Raw genomic sequence first — 17360 nt, forward strand, 5'->3', positions numbered from 1 at the left:
GTAGCGTCATGAAAAACATGTCTTTCGCCTCTCACGCTGATTCTACTGGGCTGCGCAGCCGCCTCAGGCTGGCCAGCCTCACCGTGGCCGCCACGCTGCTGTTGAGCGGCTGCAGCCTGCTCGCCCCAAAGCCGCTGGAGGCTGCCAGCCCGATGCCGGCGCTTGCGAATCTCGAGCAGACCAGTACCCAACGTCTGATTCTGCGTGTGGCGCGTATAGAGAGTGATGACAGCGCACAGCGTGTTGCCAATGTTGATGCCAGTGCCAGGGCCGAGGCTGACGAGAGTGCGCAGGAGCACAACCTGCCGCCTCTCATCGGCGTGCTGCGCCAATCGCCCGAGGCCATGCGGCTGGTCATGCTCAGCGTTCAGGGCCAACGCCTGCTGACGCTGGTGCATGACGCCGACGGCAGCCGTTTCGAGAAGGCACGCCCCGAGGTGCTCGAGAAGCTGCCCTTCAGCGCCGACTGGCTGGCGCGGCGTATCGCCTGGGTGCACTGGCCGCAGGGAGCGATCGATACCGCCTTTGCGAACACAGGCTGGCAGCTGGTACAACGCGGCGACTGGCAACAAGGTCGCCAGCCCGCGCAGCGCATCATCACGCAAGATGGTGTCACCATCGCCGAACTGACCCGCGATGCCAGCGGCCGCGTGACCCTGCGCGACCCGGCAGCCGACATGCAGCTGACGCTGGAACCGCTGGCAGCGCCCAGCACACAGAACGCCCCTGACGACTCACCGGAAGCTCCCGCGCATGACTGAATCTGTTGCAACCGTGGCCACCGCTACCCCCAAGGGCCGCGACACTGGCAACGCCTGTCGCCTGTCACGCCCCGGCATCGTCTGTCCGCTGGGCGCAGACCACGGCCTGATCAGCAGTGCGCTGTTCAGCGCCAGCCGTGGCCTGCGTGTCAGTGATGACTTCAGCCCCGGCACGCCGCTGTCACTGGGGCGCGTCACCGCGCGGCTGGTGGATGACAGCGACTGGCCGGCCCCGCTGCGCTCACGCAACAACCGCCTGCTGGCCACCGCGCTGGAGCAGCTGGCACCGGAGCTTGAAGCCCTCAAGCGCCAGGGCATCGCGCCGGAGCGCATCGGCGTGGTGCTCGGCACCAGCACCTCCGGCATCGGGGAAACGGAAGCCGCGATGGACGCCCAGCGCGCCGCCGTCGCCCAGGGCACGCCGAGCGCCGACAGCTGGCCGCAAAGCTTTGAATATCGTCGTCAGGAACTGGGCGCACCCGCCGAGTGTGTCGCCTGGCTGAGCGGCGCGCGTGGGCCGATCTACACCCTCTCCACCGCCTGCACCTCCAGCGCCAAGGCCCTGGCCAGTGCACGTCGTCTGCTGGCCTCCGGCCAGTGCGATGCGGTGATCGCCGGTGGCGCCGACAGCCTGTGCCACATGACGGTGAAAGGGTTCATGAGTCTGGAGGCCGTCAGCCGCAAGCAGAGCCAGCCGCTGGGGGCCGAGCGCGATGGCATCAATCTGGGCGAGGCCGCGGTGCTGTTCGTGGTCACGCCGGAGCGCGGCGGCGTACAGCTGACCGGCGTCGGTGAATCCAGCGATGCCCACCATATTTCCGCGCCCTGCCCCGATGGCAGCGGCGCCGAGGCCGCCATGCGCGGCGCGCTCGCCAGTGCCGGCCGCGCCCCCGGCGAGATCGACTACATCAACCTGCACGGCACCGCCACGCCGCTGAATGATGCGATGGAAAGCCTCGCCATCAGCCGCCTGTTCGGTACAGTTGCCGGTTCTGATGCCGGTGCTGATACCGACGAGCCCCGTCTGCCCGCCGTCAGCTCGACCAAGGCACTCACCGGCCATACGCTGGGGGCCTGCGGGGCACTGGAAGCCGCCTTCTGCTGGCTGGCGCTGGAACATGGCCGCCTGCCGCCGCATGCCACGCCGCGTGAAGCGCTGGACCCGGCGCTGCCTGCGCTCAACATCGTCTATCGTGACCGCCCCGAGACCCCGCCGCTGCGGGTGATGAGCAATGCCTTCGCCTTCGGCGGCAACAACATCTCGCTGGTGCTGGAGCGCCACACCACCGACCCGGAGTCCTCTGCATGCTGACCCCGAGCACCGACTCAGTTTCCCCTGCTGGCGCTGAGGTGCAGCCCCGTGAGGCGCGCTATCCCGCCATGCCCTGTGCCATCGGCCCCTATGTGCCCCATGATGCGGGCATGTGTCTGCTGGATAGCGTGCTGCGCTGTGACGAGCATTCGCTGAGCGCCGACATCACCCCGACGCCAGACAATCTGTTCGCCGAGCCGGACGCCGACGGCCAGGCCGTGATTCCCGCCTGGGTCGGGCTTGAGTGGATGGCGCAGGCCATCGCCGCCTGGTCGGGCCTGCAGGCCGCGCGCAGCGGCCAGCCGCCACGGGTCGGCTTTCTGCTCGGGAGTCGCCGCTATGAGAGCGAAGTCGCCGCCTTTTCCTGCGATTGTCGCTGGCAGATTCATGTTCAGCTCGACTATCGCGCCGACAACGGTCTGGGCGCCTTCGAGGCCACCATCAGCGACGAGCACGGCGCCACTGTCGCGCGTGCCGGCGTCAATGTCTTCGAGCCGGCGCCCGAGGCGCTGCCCTCCGCGGCGTCTACCCAAGAGACCGCACAAGAATCCTCACCCGGACAGCAGGATGCTGCCGGTGCCTCATCGCAAGGTAATGTCTGATGTCTGTCACACCCCCCGCTACTGAAACTGCCACCGCCGCCCCTGAAGCGCGCGAGTGGATTCTGGTCACCGGCTCCAGCCGTGGTATCGGCCGCGCCATCGCGCTGCGTCTGGCCCGCGAAGGCTACAACCTGGTGCTGCATTGTCGCTCGCGCCGTGACGCCGCCGAGGAAGTCGCGCGCGAGATCAGCGCCCTGGGCGGCGAATCGCGCATCCTGAGCTTCGATGTCGCCGACCGTGAGGCCGCACGCAGTGCACTGGAAGCCGATATCGAGGCCCACGGCTGCTACTACGGGGTGGTCTGCAATGCCGGTATCCATGCCGACAACGCCTTCCCGGCGCTCACCGATGAAGACTGGGACAGCGTGATCCGCACCAACCTCGATGGCTTCTACAACGTCATCAAGCCGCTTTCCATGCCGCTGGTACGCCGCCGCAAGCCGGGGCGCATCATCGTGATGTCCTCGGTGTCGGGCATGATGGGCAATCGGGGGCAGGTCAACTATTCCGCCGCCAAGGCGGGGTTGATCGGCGCGGTCAAGGCGCTGGCGGTGGAGCTGGCCAAGCGCCGTATCACCGTCAATGCCGTCGCACCGGGCGTCATCGCCACCGAGATGACCGAAGGCGTCGAGATGGAAGATGCGCTGAAGATGATTCCCATGCGTCGCGCGGGGGAAGCCGAGGAAGTCGCCGCCACCGTGGCTTTCCTGTGCTCGAAGGACGCCGGCTACATCACCCGCCAGACCATCGCGGTGAACGGGGGGATGTTCTGATGACGACTTCCTCTCACGCACTGCGCGGCAGACGTGTCGTGGTCACCGGCATGCATGGCTTCTCGCCCATCGGCAATGACTGGCCGACCCTGCGCGCCAACCTGGCCGCCGGGCGCACCGGCATCCGCTATATCGAGGACTGGGACAAGTACGACGGCCTCAACACCCGCCTCGGCGCGCCGGTCAACGATTTCGAGCTGCCCAGTCACTACAACCGTCGCGCGCTGCGCAGCATGGGCCGTGTGGCGCAGCTGGCAACCCGCTCCAGCGAGCTGGCGCTGGAAGCGGCTGGCCTGAGTGACAGCCCGCTCAAGGCGAGCGGCCAGATGGGCATCGCCTACGGTGCCTCGGCCGGTGAGCCGGACGCGGTGGCCGACTTCGGCAACATGCTGATCAACCACTCTACCGACGGGCTCAGCGCCAACTCCTATATCCGCATGATGGCGCACACCGCGCCGGTCAATATCGGCGTCTTCCTCGGCATCAAGGGGCGAATCCACACCACCTCCAGCGCCTGCACCTCAGGCAGTCAGGGCATCGGTTACGCCTATGAGGCGATCCGCTTCGGCCGCCAGACCGCGATGGTCGCCGGTGGCTGCGAGGAGCTGTCCGCCGCCGATGCCGCCGTGTTCGATACCCTGTTCGCCACCAGTACCTGCAATGAGCGCCCGGACCTGTCACCGCGGCCCTTCGATGCCGAACGTGATGGCCTGGTGATCGGTGAAGGCGCCGGCACGCTGATTCTGGAAGAGCTGGAGCACGCCCTGGCGCGCGGCGCGACCATCCACGCCGAGATTCTCGGCTTCGGCACCAACTCCGATGGCCGTCACGTCACCCAGCCGGACGCCAACATGATGGAGGCCGCGATGCGCATGGCGCTGGAGGATGCCGGTGTCGAGGCCTCAGAGATCGGCTATGTCAGCGCCCATGGCACCGCCACCGAGCGCGGCGATATCGCCGAGAGCCACGCCACCCATGCGGTGTTTGGCGATTCCACGCCGATCAGCGCCTTCAAGAGTTACACCGGCCATACCCTGGGCGCCTGTGGCGCGCTGGAGGCCTGGATCGCCATCGAGATGATGCGCGATGGCTGGTTCCACGGTACCGCCAATCTCACCAGTCTCGACCCACGCTGTGCGCAGCTCGACTATCTCACCGGCGCAGGCCGCGAGATCGAGACGGACACAGTGATGAGCAACAACTTCGCCTTCGGTGGCATCAATACCTCGCTGATTCTGCGTCGCTGGCAGGGTGAGTGAGTCACTGGCAATCTGATCTGGCGCCAGTCACCACGCTTCGCGCTGACGCCTTTGCAGGGTGTCGCCAACGTACGACTTTGCAGCGGGTCGGATCTGGCGCAAGATACGCGCCCGCTGCATGGTCTATGGTGTGATTGGCTCACGCCCCTGGCTGGCTGACGGCGATATTCACTGGCGTCGCGCCAGTCAATCACCCTGTTAGGAGAGGTCTCAGATGGCGTCATGTTCTGCTCAGTCGCTCGCATCCTCGAAACGTTCCGCGGCACCTGCCACGCGCGCTCACTCGGGTCGCGCTTCGCGTGTGCTGACTCTGGTATCTGCGCTGCTGCTCGGCTCTGCGGGGCTTGTGGCCTCCGCGCCGGCGGTGGCGCGGGACACGCAGCACTTCCTGCCGATCATGCCGGTGATGGCCAGCACCGCGGCCAGTCAGCGACTGGGCAAGGACGTGGCCTTCTTCTTCGGTGACAAGCAGCCCTACGAGCGGATCGAGAAGCGCGGCTGGGCGCGGGTGAACCCGAAGACCAACGCCACCAACAAGAGCGATGCGGAAGCCTGTCGCTGGGTGTTCCTGTCGGCGCTGCGTGAGCTGCAGGAAAAGGCGCGCGAATACGGGGCCAATGCGGTCATCAACATTCGCAGCGACTATGACAAGGTGCCCTACTCCAGCAGCGAGAAGTACGAGTGCCATGCGGGCAATATCGTCGCGGGCGTCGCGTTGCGTGGGGATCTGGTGATCCTGCATCCGAAGAACTGATTCGCCATCATGACAGCCAGGCAAGGCAGTGGAATAAGCGAGACAAGCGAGCCGGTTGAGGATAACTCGGCAATCGAGCCTGCGGTGCGCCCGACCGATCACCCCGCCTACCGCTGCGTGGTGCTGGGGCATGCTGCAGCGGATGGCTCCGCTTCGCCGAGCACGGGCTCGCTGAGCGCTGGTTCGCTTAGCACTGGCTTGCTTAACAACGAGCCGCCAAGCTCCGAGCCGCTGATCTCGCATGATCCCCACGCCCTCGCCGCTTCACTGGCATCTGCGACTGGTGGCGCTGCCCGTGTCTTGCCGAATCACTGCTCTGCATCATCCTCTCGGCCAGCCCGCCTGTGGCTGGCCGAGGCCTGTGTGCTGCCAGCATCCTGTGCTGATTCGGCTAATTCCTCTGCCAGCCCCTCCACTGAAGCCTCAAGCCATCGCTCGCTGCACGCACGCCAGCCGGATGTGGATAACGCGGACACCCCCGTGTCATCTGCCAAGGCCCGCCGTCGCCAGCAACGTGAAGCCGAATCGCACCTCGCCCGCCTTCTGCTTGGCGAACTCGCCGCTGCCCAAGGCATTGCGCTACCACTGGCCGACTGGTCGCCGCGTGGCCAGGCACCCCATCACCCTGCGCTACCGGCAGGCTTTCACGTCTCCATCGCCCACCGCCACGGCCATGTACTCGTCGGCCTCGCCACCGCCCCGCTCGGGCTGGACCTCGAATACCACAACCCCCGCCACGCCCACGACCTCGACGCCCGCATCGCCATGCTGCCTACAGACGCACGCGAACGCCTCGCTGAAGCATCACACCTCAGCGAGACAGAACGACTGGACGTATTTTATCGAGAGTGGGTGAGATATGAGGCGTCAGTAAAAAATTGCATAACTCACTTATCAACCCAATAACATCAAAAGCAGCTGAAAAATTAATAATTACACAGCTACAGCATCTGGCACATCATAAGTTGTATTTGTAAGCAGACTTTGTAGTCGATGATCGAGCAATACCTGGACTATTAATTTAGCTGTATCTTCACATGGTATTATCTGACCTGCTTCATCAAAATTCATCCCCCACCCTTTAGCATCGCTAACCTCTCGCAACTTAGTTAAAAAGCCCGGCTGACTATATATAGCTTTGTTCTCTACTACAGCCATTCTTCTGAGGTGCATTGAATTACTACCAACATAATTTACAATTGGCTCCATAGTAGTAAATAGAGAATTAAAGCTTTGACTTTGCTGTAGGTCATCAAATGCTTTTGCATAGGCTTCCCTGTGCTGCAAAAGTGTCTCAAACCCCCGTTTATTCAGCATAAAAACAGAATCATTTACCACAAAAAAATCAAAATCCTTGTTTATACTAAAAGTATCGTCTTCTATAGCAGACAGCTCTCCTCTTTGAAATATTATATTAATGAACTTATTATTATATGCAGTCTTCCAGCTAGATGTAGAACGCCTAACGCCATAGACTCTAACGCCTGCATTATTATCGAACTTGACGACATAGCCTTTAGAGTTTTTTAGCTCTCGACGATCATCAATCTTATGCTCATCCTCAACTCGGTCTACTACCGCCTCTAACAAGGGAAACCTGGTATTAACCTTATCAATACTCAAACAACTACATTCATTATTCTCTGCTAAATATGTATAAGCTTGTACTTCAGTCACCTTTTCAACATTATCATTAGCGAATTCTTTTATACTATCTGCAAGATCATCCGAGGTTTGCACGTAGCATGCTTTATAGGCAACACTACTTTTACTTTGTTTAAATACCCACAAGTGAGCAGTGGCATTCTGAAAATCAAAGTTTCTCAAAACATTAAAATCACTCATCCCCCGCAGCTCCTTATAATATAAAATCCCTGCACTTTCTGCGCTGAATAATTACTCAACTGTACACTTCCCTTACTGAGAGCCTTAACGACTCTCTTCTCATTATTTATTAAAATTTCTAGCTCATATACTTTCCACCCTAATATCAGCAACAATGGATTCATTAGAACTTGTCCTGACTTATAAGTAATGGCAAACATCCAAGAAAGGAATACTAAAAACCCAATAAGTTTATTGGGTACGTCATAGCTTATACCCATGAAAGATACCACATATGGAAAGACATAATTTATAATGTCGTTCGGCACTTCCTTAAACGCTTTCACCTCGATATTAAATGGGTAAGATATTCTTCTGAAAACCATGACTGATAGCAGTACAGAGAGGCTAGTAATGACTACAAATGACACAGAAAGCCATGGGTTAGAAAATGGGTTAAAGGTACACGTAGTTATATCTCTCACATTACATAAAGAACGCGCCCACCAATTTACGGGTATATCCTGCACAGCCAGTATTATAGCCAATGGAAGATATGAGCCTATAAAAACAAGAAAAGCTGAAAAAACTCTAAATTGCATTAAAGTCCACCATTCTAGGCATGAGGCGTCATTTTAAAACAAACTCTAATTTACCATATAAAAGCCCGCCAGAGAAAACTCTGACGGGCTTAGAAAAACCATACTGCGAGTTACTTAACGGCGGCGACCACGGTAATTTCACACAGCAGTTCCGGGCTGGCCATGGCGGCTTGTACACAGGCGCGGGCGGGGGCGTGGCCTTGTGGTACCCAGGTGTCCCAGATGTCGTTGAAGGTCTTGAAGTCGTCCATTGTCTTGAGATAGACGGTGGCGGAGAGCAGGTGCTCGCGGTCGGTGCCGACTTCTTCCAGCAGCGCATCGACACGCGCGAGCATGCTGTTGGCCTGGTCCGTGATATTCCCGAAGCGATGGTCCGGACCGGCGACCTGGCCACACAGGTAGATGGTGTTGTTGTGGATCACGGCGCGGCTCATGCGCGGCTTGGTGTCATGGCGTTGGATGTTCATCGAGAGTGTCCTTGTGCTGTTCTTCTTGGGTAGTGGAAAAATGCCCCCAGCGGCGCTGATACAGAAAAGACCGCTGGCGAAGCAGGGTGAGGTCAGTCCTTCAGCGTTCCAGATTCGCGCGAGCGGCGCAACGCGACCTGCGGAGAGTATTACCCTGTACCAGAAGAACCTGTGGTTTCAGTTATGGGGTCTCTTGTGGTGGCTCTTGTGGTGACACCTTTTGTTTCACGCGTGCTGCCGGTGATGCAGGAAAGCGTGCGTGAATTCTAGACTGCCGGTATACGAAGACACCCGCCAGACAGCAAGACGCCGCGCCCGAGAAATTACGGATGCGCGGCGTCACGGCAATGATGGAACGGCTCGCTCATCAGCCAATGCTCAGAGCCGCACAAGCGACTCAGGAGCGGCTCAGCGCAGGATCAGCAGCGGCACCGTGGCGTTGCGAATCATCTCGGTGGTGGTGCTGCCGACCAGCAGCTGACGGATACGCGAGTGGCCATAGGCGCCCATCACAAGCATGTCGATGGCGTGTTCCTTGGCATATTCGCGCAGGCAGGCTTCCACCTCCCCTGCTCTGAAGCTGGCCTGCACGCTGAAACCTGCCGCGGCGAGGGTGTCGCGCGCGGCGTCCAGCGGGGCCTGATGCTCCACCGACTCCGCGCCGACCATCACCAGATGCAGCTCCGCGCCTTGCAACAGCGGGCTTGCCGCCAATACCTCGACGGCGCGCTTGATGGTGGTGCTGCAATCGAACGCGATCAGCACCCGCGTCGGCTGATTGAACTCGCCCGGCACCACCAGCACCGGACGATGCAGGCTGCGAATCACGCGCTCCAGATTGCTGCCCAGGTGCTCGCTGGCCTGCTCCGCCCCTTCGCCGCGCTTGCCGATCACCAGCAGGCGAATCTCGTCTTCCAGCTCCGCGAGGGTCTCGACCAGCTCGCCATTGCGCTGGCGTGGGCGCGGCTCCGCGATACCCGCCTGCACGGCGCGCTCGTAGGCGGCCTCCAGCATCAGGCGGCCCTGCTCCTGGGCGATACGCCCGCGCTGCTCATCCAGGGTGGCGAGCTCTTCCAGCAGGTGCTCGCGCGCGCCGAGCCCGATGCTGCCGGAGAGATCACTGTTGGTCTCGCCCGCCCCTTCCTGGCGGTCGATCACATGCAGGAAGCTCAGCGGCGCTGAGAGACGTTGGCTTGCCCATACGGCGGCATCACACACGGAGACGGCAAAGGCGGAGCCGTCAATGCAGGCGGTGACCTTGTCATGGCCTGTCAGGGCACTGGCAGAGGATTGGCTCATGGCGTGCTTCCTTATGCTGACGATCAAGGTGGCGCTTCAGGCGCCTGTTTCGAGATTACCACTTTCCGACCCCACCAACGCAAACGGCGGGCAGCCCGTGAAGGACTGCCCGCCGTCTTTACGCATCAATCACGCTGCTGGCGCCGCCGCCCTCGTTCAGGCGGGTGGCACCAACGGGATCAATGACCCATCAGTTTCTCGACCGCATCCGGCTTGTCATGCACCGCGAAGCGATCCACCAGCGTGGCGCTGGCTTCGTTGAGGCCACGCACCTCGACCTCGGTACCCTCGCGGCGGAACTTGACCACCACGGTGTCCAGCGCGCCGATGGCGGTGATGTCCCAGAAGTGCGCACGGCTGACGTCGATGACGACGCGCTCGACGGTCTCCTTGAGGTCAAAACCGGCCTGGAACTGCTCGCTGGAGGCGAAGAACACCTGACCGACCACACGGTATTCGCGGGTACGACCATCGGCATTCATGTCGCTGCCGATATGCAGCACCTGACCGATCTTGTTGGCGAAGAACAGCGCCGAGAGCAGCACGCCGACCAGCACGCCGATCGCCAGGTTGTGGGTCGCGACCACGACGGCCACGGTGCCCAGCATGACGATGTTGGTGGACATCGGGTGGGTCTTGAGGTCACGGATCGACTGCCAGGAGAAGGTGCCGATGGAGACCATGATCATCACCGCGACCAGAGCGGCCATCGGAATCTGCGAGACCCACGGGCCGAGGAACACGACCAGGATCAGCAGCACGACACCCGCCACCATGGTGGAGAGACGCGTACGACCGCCGGACTTCACGTTGATCATCGTCTGGCCGATCATCGCGCAACCCGCCATGCCGCCGAGGAAGCCGGTGACGACGTTGGCTGCGCCCTGGCCCTTGCACTCACGGTTCTTGTCGGACGGCGTATCGGTCAGGTCATCGACCAGAGTGGCCGTCATCAGGGATTCCAGCAGACCCACGACCGCCAGCGGCAGCGAGTACGGCAGGATGATCCACAGGGTTTCCAGATTGAAGGGGATGTCCGGAATCAGGAACACCGGCAGGCTGTCCGGCAGCTCGCCCATGTCTCCGACGGTACGGATATCCAGACCGACGACCATGGCGAAGATGGTCAGCACGATGATGCAGACCAGCGGCGACGGCAGCAGCTTGCCGACCTTCGGCACCAGCGGCAGCAGGTAGATGATGCCGAGACCGGCCGCCGTCATGGCGTAGACGTGCCAGGTGACGTTGGTCAGCTCCGGCAGCTGGGCCATGAAGATCAGGATCGCCAGCGCATTCACGAAGCCGGTGACCACCGAGCGCGACACGAAGCGCATCAGCGAGCCGAGCTTGAAGTAGCCGAAGATGATCTGGATCACGCCGGTCAGCACGGTGGCGGCCAGCAGGTATTCCAGGCCGTGGTCCTTGACCAGGTCGACCATCAGCAGTGCCATGGCACCGGTGGCGGCGGAGATCATGCCCGGACGGCCACCGGCGATGGCGGTCACCACGGCGATGGAGAAGGAGGCATACAGGCCGACCTTGGGGTCGACACCGGCAATGATGGAAAAGGCGATGGCTTCGGGGATCAGGGCCAACGCCACCACCAGGCCGGACAGGATGTCGGGCCGGAGGTTGGAGAGCCACTGCTGTTTGAGGCTGCTTGTCATCGAGTCGTCCGCAACAGGTTGGGGAAGGTGGTGTGCGTGCTGAATCCTGGCGCTGTCGAGTCAGTCTGGCGTCCGGTTGTTGCAATCTTCATCACTGCCGTCAGGGGCAGTGCCGCTCGCGCCTGGCTCGCGTCGTGAAGTCGCCGTCGTTTCCGGTCGCCCTGTGGCTTTCTTCGCGCCATGAGCTATTCGCTCCGGTCGCCGTGAGGCGTCCAGAGGGCTGTCATTTGACAGTGAATAAACTCGGGGATGGGCGGGATTGTATCAGTTGCCGCCCGCAGACGCATCCGCAGAAGGCGTACGCGTGGCCTGCAGGTGACGCAGGCGGCGGTCGATCAGGCTCTTGATCAGCATCGCGCCCAGCACCATGGCGCCGCCTACCCAGCCGCGCACGGTCAGCGACTCGTCCAGCACCCACCACACCCACAGGATGCCGAACACGCTTTCCAGCAGCATCAGCAGCGCCACCTCGGCGGACGGCAGGTACAGCGGGCCGCGCTGGATCAGCGTGAAGCCCAGCGGCGAGAGCACCAGACACAGCAGCACCAGCCAGCCGGCGCGCTGGGCGAAATCATCACTGTGCGAGGGCCATAGCTGGGTGAGCACGCTCTCGAGGACCTCTCCTGCACCCTCTCCTACCCCAGAGACTGCCAACCACGTGCAGGACAGCAGGCCGCACAGCGCGGTCAGAAGCCCCGACAGTGTCAGCATCGGACTCATGTCGAGCCCCGGGCGCGTACGGCACAGCGTGAAGTTGCCCGCCAGTGACAGGCTGCAGCCCAGCGCGAGCAGATTGCCGGTCAGCGAGCCGCTGCCCGCCTCATCCATCACCAGCAGCGTGATACCCGCCAGCGAGACCAGAATCGCGCCCCATACATGGCGCGGCTGGCGCTCGCCCAGCCATAGCCGCGACATAAGCGCCGCGAACAGCGGACTGGCAGCGAGGATGATCAGCACATTGCCGGCGCGGGTGTATTGATTGGCGAGCACGAAGCCCAGCGTGGAGCCGGTGAACAGCAGCGCGACCCATAGCCCCGTGCGCCCGCAGCCACGCATGCGCGCCAGCGCACTGGCGAAGCGCTGGGCAGGCCCGCCGCGCTGGGTGAGCAGCAGAATCAGCGCAAAGCCGATGGCCGTCAGCAACCCCCGCCAGAACACCAGCGGGCCATCGGCGACATCGGCGAGGCGCAGCAACAGCGCATCCGGCGAGATCAGCAGCACGCCCAGCGCCGTCAGCGCGACGCCACGCGCCTGCAGGGCTCTGGCATCCGGGCTGTGATCACGGGAAAGGTGGGAGTCAGTCGACGGCTTCATGCACGCTCAGTCCGATTCGATGGACAGGTGCGACTGGCGCCAGTCGACCACCGGCCAGCCACGCGCTTCGGCGAACTGGCGCAGCGGCGCATCCGGCTGGGTGGCGTGGGGATGATCAACCCGCTCGAGCAGCGGCAGGTCGTTGTGGGAATCGGAGTAGCCCCACAGTGCCTGCGGCGCACGCTTTAGCTGGCTGGCGTCTTCCAGCCAGGCATCCAGCGCCGCCAGCTTGCCTTCGCGGAAGGTGACGATGCCGGTGGTCTCGCCGGTGAAGCGGCCCTGATCATCGAAGGCAGGATGGGTGGCCAGCGCGCCATCGGCGGTCAGGCGACTGGCGATGGGGCCGACAAGATGATGCATGGAGGCGGAGATGATCAGGGTGCGATGGCCCGCCTCGCCGTGTTCGGCCAGCCGTGCGATGCCGCCTTCCAGCAGACGCGGCATCACCATTTCTTCCACGAAATCATCGACTTCACGACGCACCTCATCGCGATGCCGTCCGATGAGCGGGCTGAGCAGATGGCCGGTGTGCTCGTGGATATCCAGGGTGCCGGCGTGATACTCGCTCTGGTGGCGCTCGCCGATGGCCATGAAGGCCTCGACATCCTCGATCCAGCCACAGGCTGCCATCCAGCGCATCCACATGCCGGTGCAGTCGCCATCGAGCAGGGTATCGTCGAGATCGAACACCGCCAGCGGAGAATCCAGCTGGCAGAAATGGCGCAGATACCCCTCACCCGGCGGGGATAACGGTGGCAGCAGCGTCACGGCATCGCAGTCGGCACAGAGGTCCGCCAGCGGCGAGCGGCGGACCTCTACCCCGGGGGCAGCATTGAGGGCGCGCGGCGCAGCAGAGGGTGAGGGCATGGTTCGAGTCACGACAGGCTCCGAGTGGACGAGGGAGTCAACGGCTTCCTGCCGTTACTGCGTGACCCTCGCATGCGGCGCCGCGCTGGGCAAGTCCGTCGCGCCTTCATGACCCGCTGTCGCTGCGTGCGGCGCTAGCGCTGGGCGAGTCGAGCGAGCGCCAGGCTGGCAATCGCGGTGTCCTGCACGCCGGTGCCGGTAAGGTCTGCCACCGTGATGAGAGTATCAGTGGCGGTTTCAGCCTGTTCACCGCTGTTCTGGTCACCCTCACGCAGACGACGTCCATCGGCCAGCAGCTTGCCCAGCTCGTAGACCTCGCATGCCTTGGCCTGGTCTTCATCCAGCCCCTTCAGCTCGCCATTGATTTCCGACTGGGCGCGGCTGTCACACACGAAGTAGTCGCAATCGGTCAGCACATCGGCTTCCAGCTCACGCTTCTCGGGGCTGTCGGAGCCCATCGCGGTGACATGCACGCCTTCCGGCAGCATCGAGTAATCCAGCAGCGGCGTGTGGGACGGCGTGGCGGTGATGATGATATCGGCGTTCTGACACACCGCATGCAGGCTGTCATGGCTGCGCACGGTGAGGCCCAGGCGCTGCTCGGTGTCGCGTGCGAAGCGCTCGCCGCGCTCCTTGTCACGCGCCCAGACATCGACACTCTCGATGTCGCGCACCAGCCGCAGCGCCTCCAGCTGCAGGCTCGCCTGCTCACCGGCGCCGATCAACGCGACACGCTTGCTGTCGGGGCGTGACAAGGCCTCTGCCGCCACGGCACCGGCCAGTGCGGTGCGAATGGCGGTGAGATAGCCGCCGTCATCCAGCAGGGCCTTGGCCAGCCCCGTCTCGGCGGAGAACACCACCATCAGGCCATTGAGGCTTGGCAGGCCACGAGCGGGATTGTTGAAGAAGCCGGGGCTGATCTTGATCGCGAAGTGCTTGAGCCCCTGGATATGGGCGGTCTTGACGTCCACCTCGCCGTTGGCCTCCTCGATGGCCATCGACAGGATCGGCGGCTGCACCACCTTGCCTTGGCCCAGCGCGATGAAGGCATCGCGAATGGTGCCCAGTGCCGTGGCGTCCAGCCCCACGACCTGCTCGATCTGTTCACGGGAATACGTCTGCATGCTTTCTTGAGTCGGTTCCGTCATGCGCCCTCCTCCTGGTGTGCCGTCATCTGTCTCACGCTTTGAGCCATGGGCGAAAAATCACTGCTGAGCGTCCGCCAGCAGCGCTCGGGCCTGATCGAAGGTCTCCAGACTGACACCATTGCCGCTGATGATCAGCGCGACACGCTGGCCGCGGATCGACTCGGCCAGCGCGGAGTCGGTCTCGCCCAGCCGCGAGGCTTCGAGTGCGGCAAGCCCGACCACGGCGGCGCCCTCGACCAGCAGCTTCTCCTCTTCCAGCAACATCAGCATGGCGCGGGCGATGGCGCGCTCGCTGACCTGATGGTGTTCATCCATCACGCGGTGCACCAGCGGCAGCGTGGTGTGATTGCCAAGCCCGATGCCGCCGCCCAGCGAATCGGCGAGGCTGGCGACCTCTTCCACCTCCACCGGTGTGCCCGCCTGCAGGCTATGCCACATGGCCGCGCCTTCGGTGAGGCTGATGCCATGCACCTGCGTCTCGGGGCGAATCGCCTTGAGCGCCGCCCCGATGCCGCCGAGCAGGCCGCCGCCGGACAGTCCGATCAGTACCTGATCGAGCTGCGGGCAATCCTCCATCAACTCAAGCCCGATGGTGCCCTGACCGGCCGCGATCAGCGGGTTATCGAAGGGTGGCACCGCCAGCATGCCCTCCTCCTCGACCAGCCGATTGACCTCGTGGAAGGCCTCGTCCTGGCTGCGCCCGACCCGACGTACCTCGACACTGCCGCCAGTGGCACCGCCCAGCTCACCCAGCGCTTCGATGGCACGCACCTTGTTGGCGGGCACCTGCTCGGAGAGACAGATGACCGCTCTGAGGCCACGGCGCATCGCGGCGTAGGCCAGCGCACGACCATGATTGCCGGTGGAGGCGGTGGTCACGCCGCGCTGGAGGCGCTCGAAGGCCTCGCCGGAGGCCTGCTCCGCCACGGCGGCCAGCAGATTGCTGGCCCCACGCAGCTTGAAGGCACCGGTGGGCTGGCGGGTCTCCAGCTTGAGCAGAATCTCGGCATCGAAGCGTCGCGACAACGCCGGTGAAGGCACCAGCGCCGTGCGTTCGACGCCCGTGGCCGTCGATGAATGAAACAGCCGCTGGCGCGCGGCATAGATATCGGCCAGCGCCAGCGGCGTTTCCCGTGTGCTCTTGAGCGGGGGTAGGGTCAATGCCATAACCTACTTGTCACCAGAAGCGGGGTCACCAGAGGCGGGATCACTGGAAGAGAGATCGCCATTGTCGACAAGCTCCTGATGCACCTTGTCCACGGCGCGACGCGCGCGGGCGACGATGTCATCGATTTCCTCGGGGGTGACCACCAGCGGCGGCGCAAAGCCGAGGATGTCGCCCTGCGGCATGGCGCGAGCGACCAGGCCTTCCTCGAGGGCTGCCGCGGAGATGCGCGGGCCGACCTTGAGCGCTGAGTCGAACGCCTTGCGCTGTGACGGCTGCGGCGAGAACTCCAGCGCCGCCAACAGGCCGATGCCACGCACATTGCCGACGATGGGATGATCGGCGAAAGCTGCCTGCATGGCGTTCTGCAGATAGGCGCCGGTATCACGGGCGTTGTCGACCAGGCCCTCGCGGCGGATGATCTCCAGGTTGGCGACACCGGCGGCGGCGCCCAGCGCATGGCCGGAGTAGGTCCAACCGTGGCCGATGGGGCCGAATTCGCCGGTGCCCTGCTCCAGCACCTTCCACACGCGGTCGCCGACGATGACCCCGGACAGCGGCTGATAGGCGCTGGTCAGGCCCTTGGCGATGGTGACCAGGTCCGGCTTGATGCCGAAGTGCTGGTAGCCGAACTGGCTGCCGATGCGCCCGAAGCCGCACACCACCTCATCGCAGATCAACAGGATGTCGTGGCGCTTGAGCACGGCCTGGATGGCCTCCCAGTAGCCCTCCGGCGGCGGCACGATGCCACCGGTGCCCAGCACCGGCTCGCCGATGAAGGCGCCGACGGTCTCCGGCCCTTCGGCCTGGATCATCGCCTCGAGCTTCTCGGCGCACCAGGTGGAGAATTCGCGCTCGCTCATCTCGGCGCACTCGGCGGGACGCCGGTAATAATCCGGCGCCTCGGTGTGCAGGATGCCGGGAATCGGCAGATCGAAGTGATCATGGAAGGCCGCCAGCCCGGTCAGCGAGCCTGAGGCGATGCCGGAGCCGTGATAGCCGCGCCAGCGCGAGATGACCTTCTTCTTCTCCGGCTTGCCGATCACGTTGTGGTAATAGCGCACCAGCTTGAGCTGGGTCTCGTTGGCATCACTGCCGGACATGCCGTAATAGACCCTGGACATGTCGGGGCCGGCCAGTTCGAGAATCTTCTCGGACAGCGCGATCTGCGGCTCGTTCGAGTGGCCGACATAGGTGTGGTAGTAGCTGAGCTTGAGGGCCTGCTCGTGGATGGCATCGGCGACTTCCGTGCGCCCGTAACCGATGTTGACGCAGTAGAGGCCGGCGAAGCCGTCGATCAGCTCGCGCCCGTCACGCTCACGGATGCGGATGCCTTCGCCACCGGTGATTACGCGGCCCGGTGCATCGCCCTGAGCGTAATCGCGCAGGTGGGTCGAGGCATGGAAGGTGACCTTGCGATCACGGCGAATCAGCTCATCTGTCGAGGTCGCGTCGTCGAAGCTGGCGGCCTGACTCAGGGTGTTATCGGTGCTCATGTGACTCTCCGAATGCTCAACTAGGGGCGATCGACCGGCGGTGCTCAATG

Annotated in this window: 16 protein-coding genes; 7 read left to right on the forward strand and 9 right to left on the reverse strand. The window is 63.0% G+C overall.

Annotated features, from left to right (window positions below; translation table 11 throughout):
• Positions 1 to 8 precede the first annotated feature (8 nt).
• The 7 genes from AOG28_RS05665 to AOG28_RS18115 all read left to right on the forward strand — a co-directional run bounded on the left by AOG28_RS05665 (position 9) and on the right by AOG28_RS18115 (position 6367).
• Positions 9 to 761, forward strand: coding sequence for a DUF3261 domain-containing protein (locus AOG28_RS05665; protein WP_082388328.1), 753 nt, complete (start codon positions 9 to 11; stop codon positions 759 to 761).
• Positions 754 to 2073, forward strand: a complete 1320-nt coding sequence (locus tag AOG28_RS05670; RefSeq protein WP_082388330.1) for a beta-ketoacyl-ACP synthase — start codon at positions 754 to 756, stop codon at positions 2071 to 2073. The genes AOG28_RS05665 and AOG28_RS05670 overlap by 8 nt, the downstream gene beginning before the upstream one ends.
• A complete protein-coding gene (locus AOG28_RS05675) occupies positions 2067 to 2675 on the forward strand; it encodes an ApeP family dehydratase (RefSeq protein WP_200906739.1) in 609 nt (202 codons plus the stop codon). Before AOG28_RS05670 ends, AOG28_RS05675 begins: the two co-directional genes overlap by 7 nt.
• Positions 2675 to 3448, forward strand: a complete 774-nt coding sequence (fabG, locus tag AOG28_RS05680; RefSeq protein ID WP_054555606.1) for a 3-oxoacyl-ACP reductase FabG — start codon at positions 2675 to 2677, stop codon at positions 3446 to 3448. Before AOG28_RS05675 ends, fabG begins: the two co-directional genes overlap by 1 nt.
• Complete coding sequence (locus tag AOG28_RS05685; protein ID WP_054555607.1) at positions 3448 to 4707, forward strand: beta-ketoacyl-ACP synthase; 1260 nt, start codon at positions 3448 to 3450, stop codon at positions 4705 to 4707. The genes fabG and AOG28_RS05685 overlap by 1 nt, the downstream gene beginning before the upstream one ends.
• Positions 4708 to 4921: 214 nt before the next feature.
• On the forward strand, positions 4922 to 5461 hold the full coding sequence (locus AOG28_RS05690) for a heavy metal-binding domain-containing protein (protein WP_235506954.1): 540 nt from the start codon (positions 4922 to 4924) through the stop codon (positions 5459 to 5461).
• A gap of 9 nt (positions 5462 to 5470) precedes the next feature.
• Positions 5471 to 6367 (forward strand): 4'-phosphopantetheinyl transferase family protein, encoded by an 897-nt coding sequence (locus AOG28_RS18115; protein WP_152965340.1) that lies wholly within the window; start codon positions 5471 to 5473, stop codon positions 6365 to 6367.
• 27 nt (positions 6368 to 6394) lie between these two features.
• Here AOG28_RS18115 and AOG28_RS17620 read toward each other — a convergent pair whose 3' ends face one another.
• From AOG28_RS17620 to AOG28_RS05735, 9 genes are all read right to left on the reverse strand, one after another.
• Positions 6395 to 7306: a Kiwa anti-phage protein KwaB-like domain-containing protein gene (locus AOG28_RS17620; protein ID WP_082388332.1), complete on the reverse strand. Its 912-nt coding sequence runs from the start codon at positions 7304 to 7306 to the stop codon at positions 6395 to 6397.
• A 691-nt stretch (positions 7307 to 7997) separates the two neighbouring features.
• Positions 7998 to 8354 carry a RidA family protein gene (locus tag AOG28_RS05695; protein WP_043331456.1) on the reverse strand — a complete coding sequence of 119 codons (357 nt, stop codon included), beginning with the start codon at positions 8352 to 8354 and terminating at the stop codon, positions 7998 to 8000.
• Positions 8355 to 8762: 408 nt separating this feature from the next.
• Positions 8763 to 9653: a universal stress protein gene (locus tag AOG28_RS05705; protein ID WP_054555609.1), complete on the reverse strand. Its 891-nt coding sequence runs from the start codon at positions 9651 to 9653 to the stop codon at positions 8763 to 8765.
• 179 nt (positions 9654 to 9832) lie between these two features.
• Positions 9833 to 11320, reverse strand: coding sequence for a SulP family inorganic anion transporter (locus AOG28_RS05710; RefSeq protein WP_054555610.1), 1488 nt, complete (start codon positions 11318 to 11320; stop codon positions 9833 to 9835).
• 264 nt (positions 11321 to 11584) lie between these two features.
• Complete coding sequence (locus AOG28_RS05715) at positions 11585 to 12634, reverse strand: DMT family transporter (protein WP_082388336.1); 1050 nt, start codon at positions 12632 to 12634, stop codon at positions 11585 to 11587.
• 6 nt (positions 12635 to 12640) lie between these two features.
• Positions 12641 to 13501, reverse strand: a complete 861-nt coding sequence (locus AOG28_RS05720; RefSeq protein WP_054555611.1) for an HAD family hydrolase — start codon at positions 13499 to 13501, stop codon at positions 12641 to 12643.
• Between the two features lie 134 nt (positions 13502 to 13635).
• Positions 13636 to 14649, reverse strand: coding sequence for a cyclodeaminase (locus AOG28_RS05725; RefSeq protein ID WP_235506955.1), 1014 nt, complete (start codon positions 14647 to 14649; stop codon positions 13636 to 13638).
• A 57-nt stretch (positions 14650 to 14706) separates the two neighbouring features.
• Positions 14707 to 15810, reverse strand: a complete 1104-nt coding sequence (locus AOG28_RS05730) for a pyridoxal-phosphate dependent enzyme (protein ID WP_235506956.1) — start codon at positions 15808 to 15810, stop codon at positions 14707 to 14709.
• A 9-nt stretch (positions 15811 to 15819) separates the two neighbouring features.
• Entirely contained in the window at positions 15820 to 17310 is a 1491-nt protein-coding gene (locus tag AOG28_RS05735; RefSeq protein WP_054555613.1) for an aminotransferase, read from the reverse strand.
• Between the last annotated feature and the right edge of the window lie 50 nt (positions 17311 to 17360).

Source organism: Cobetia sp. UCD-24C (genome assembly GCF_001306765.1).
In the GTDB taxonomy this organism is placed as follows: Bacteria; Pseudomonadota; Gammaproteobacteria; order Pseudomonadales; family Halomonadaceae; genus Cobetia; species Cobetia amphilecti.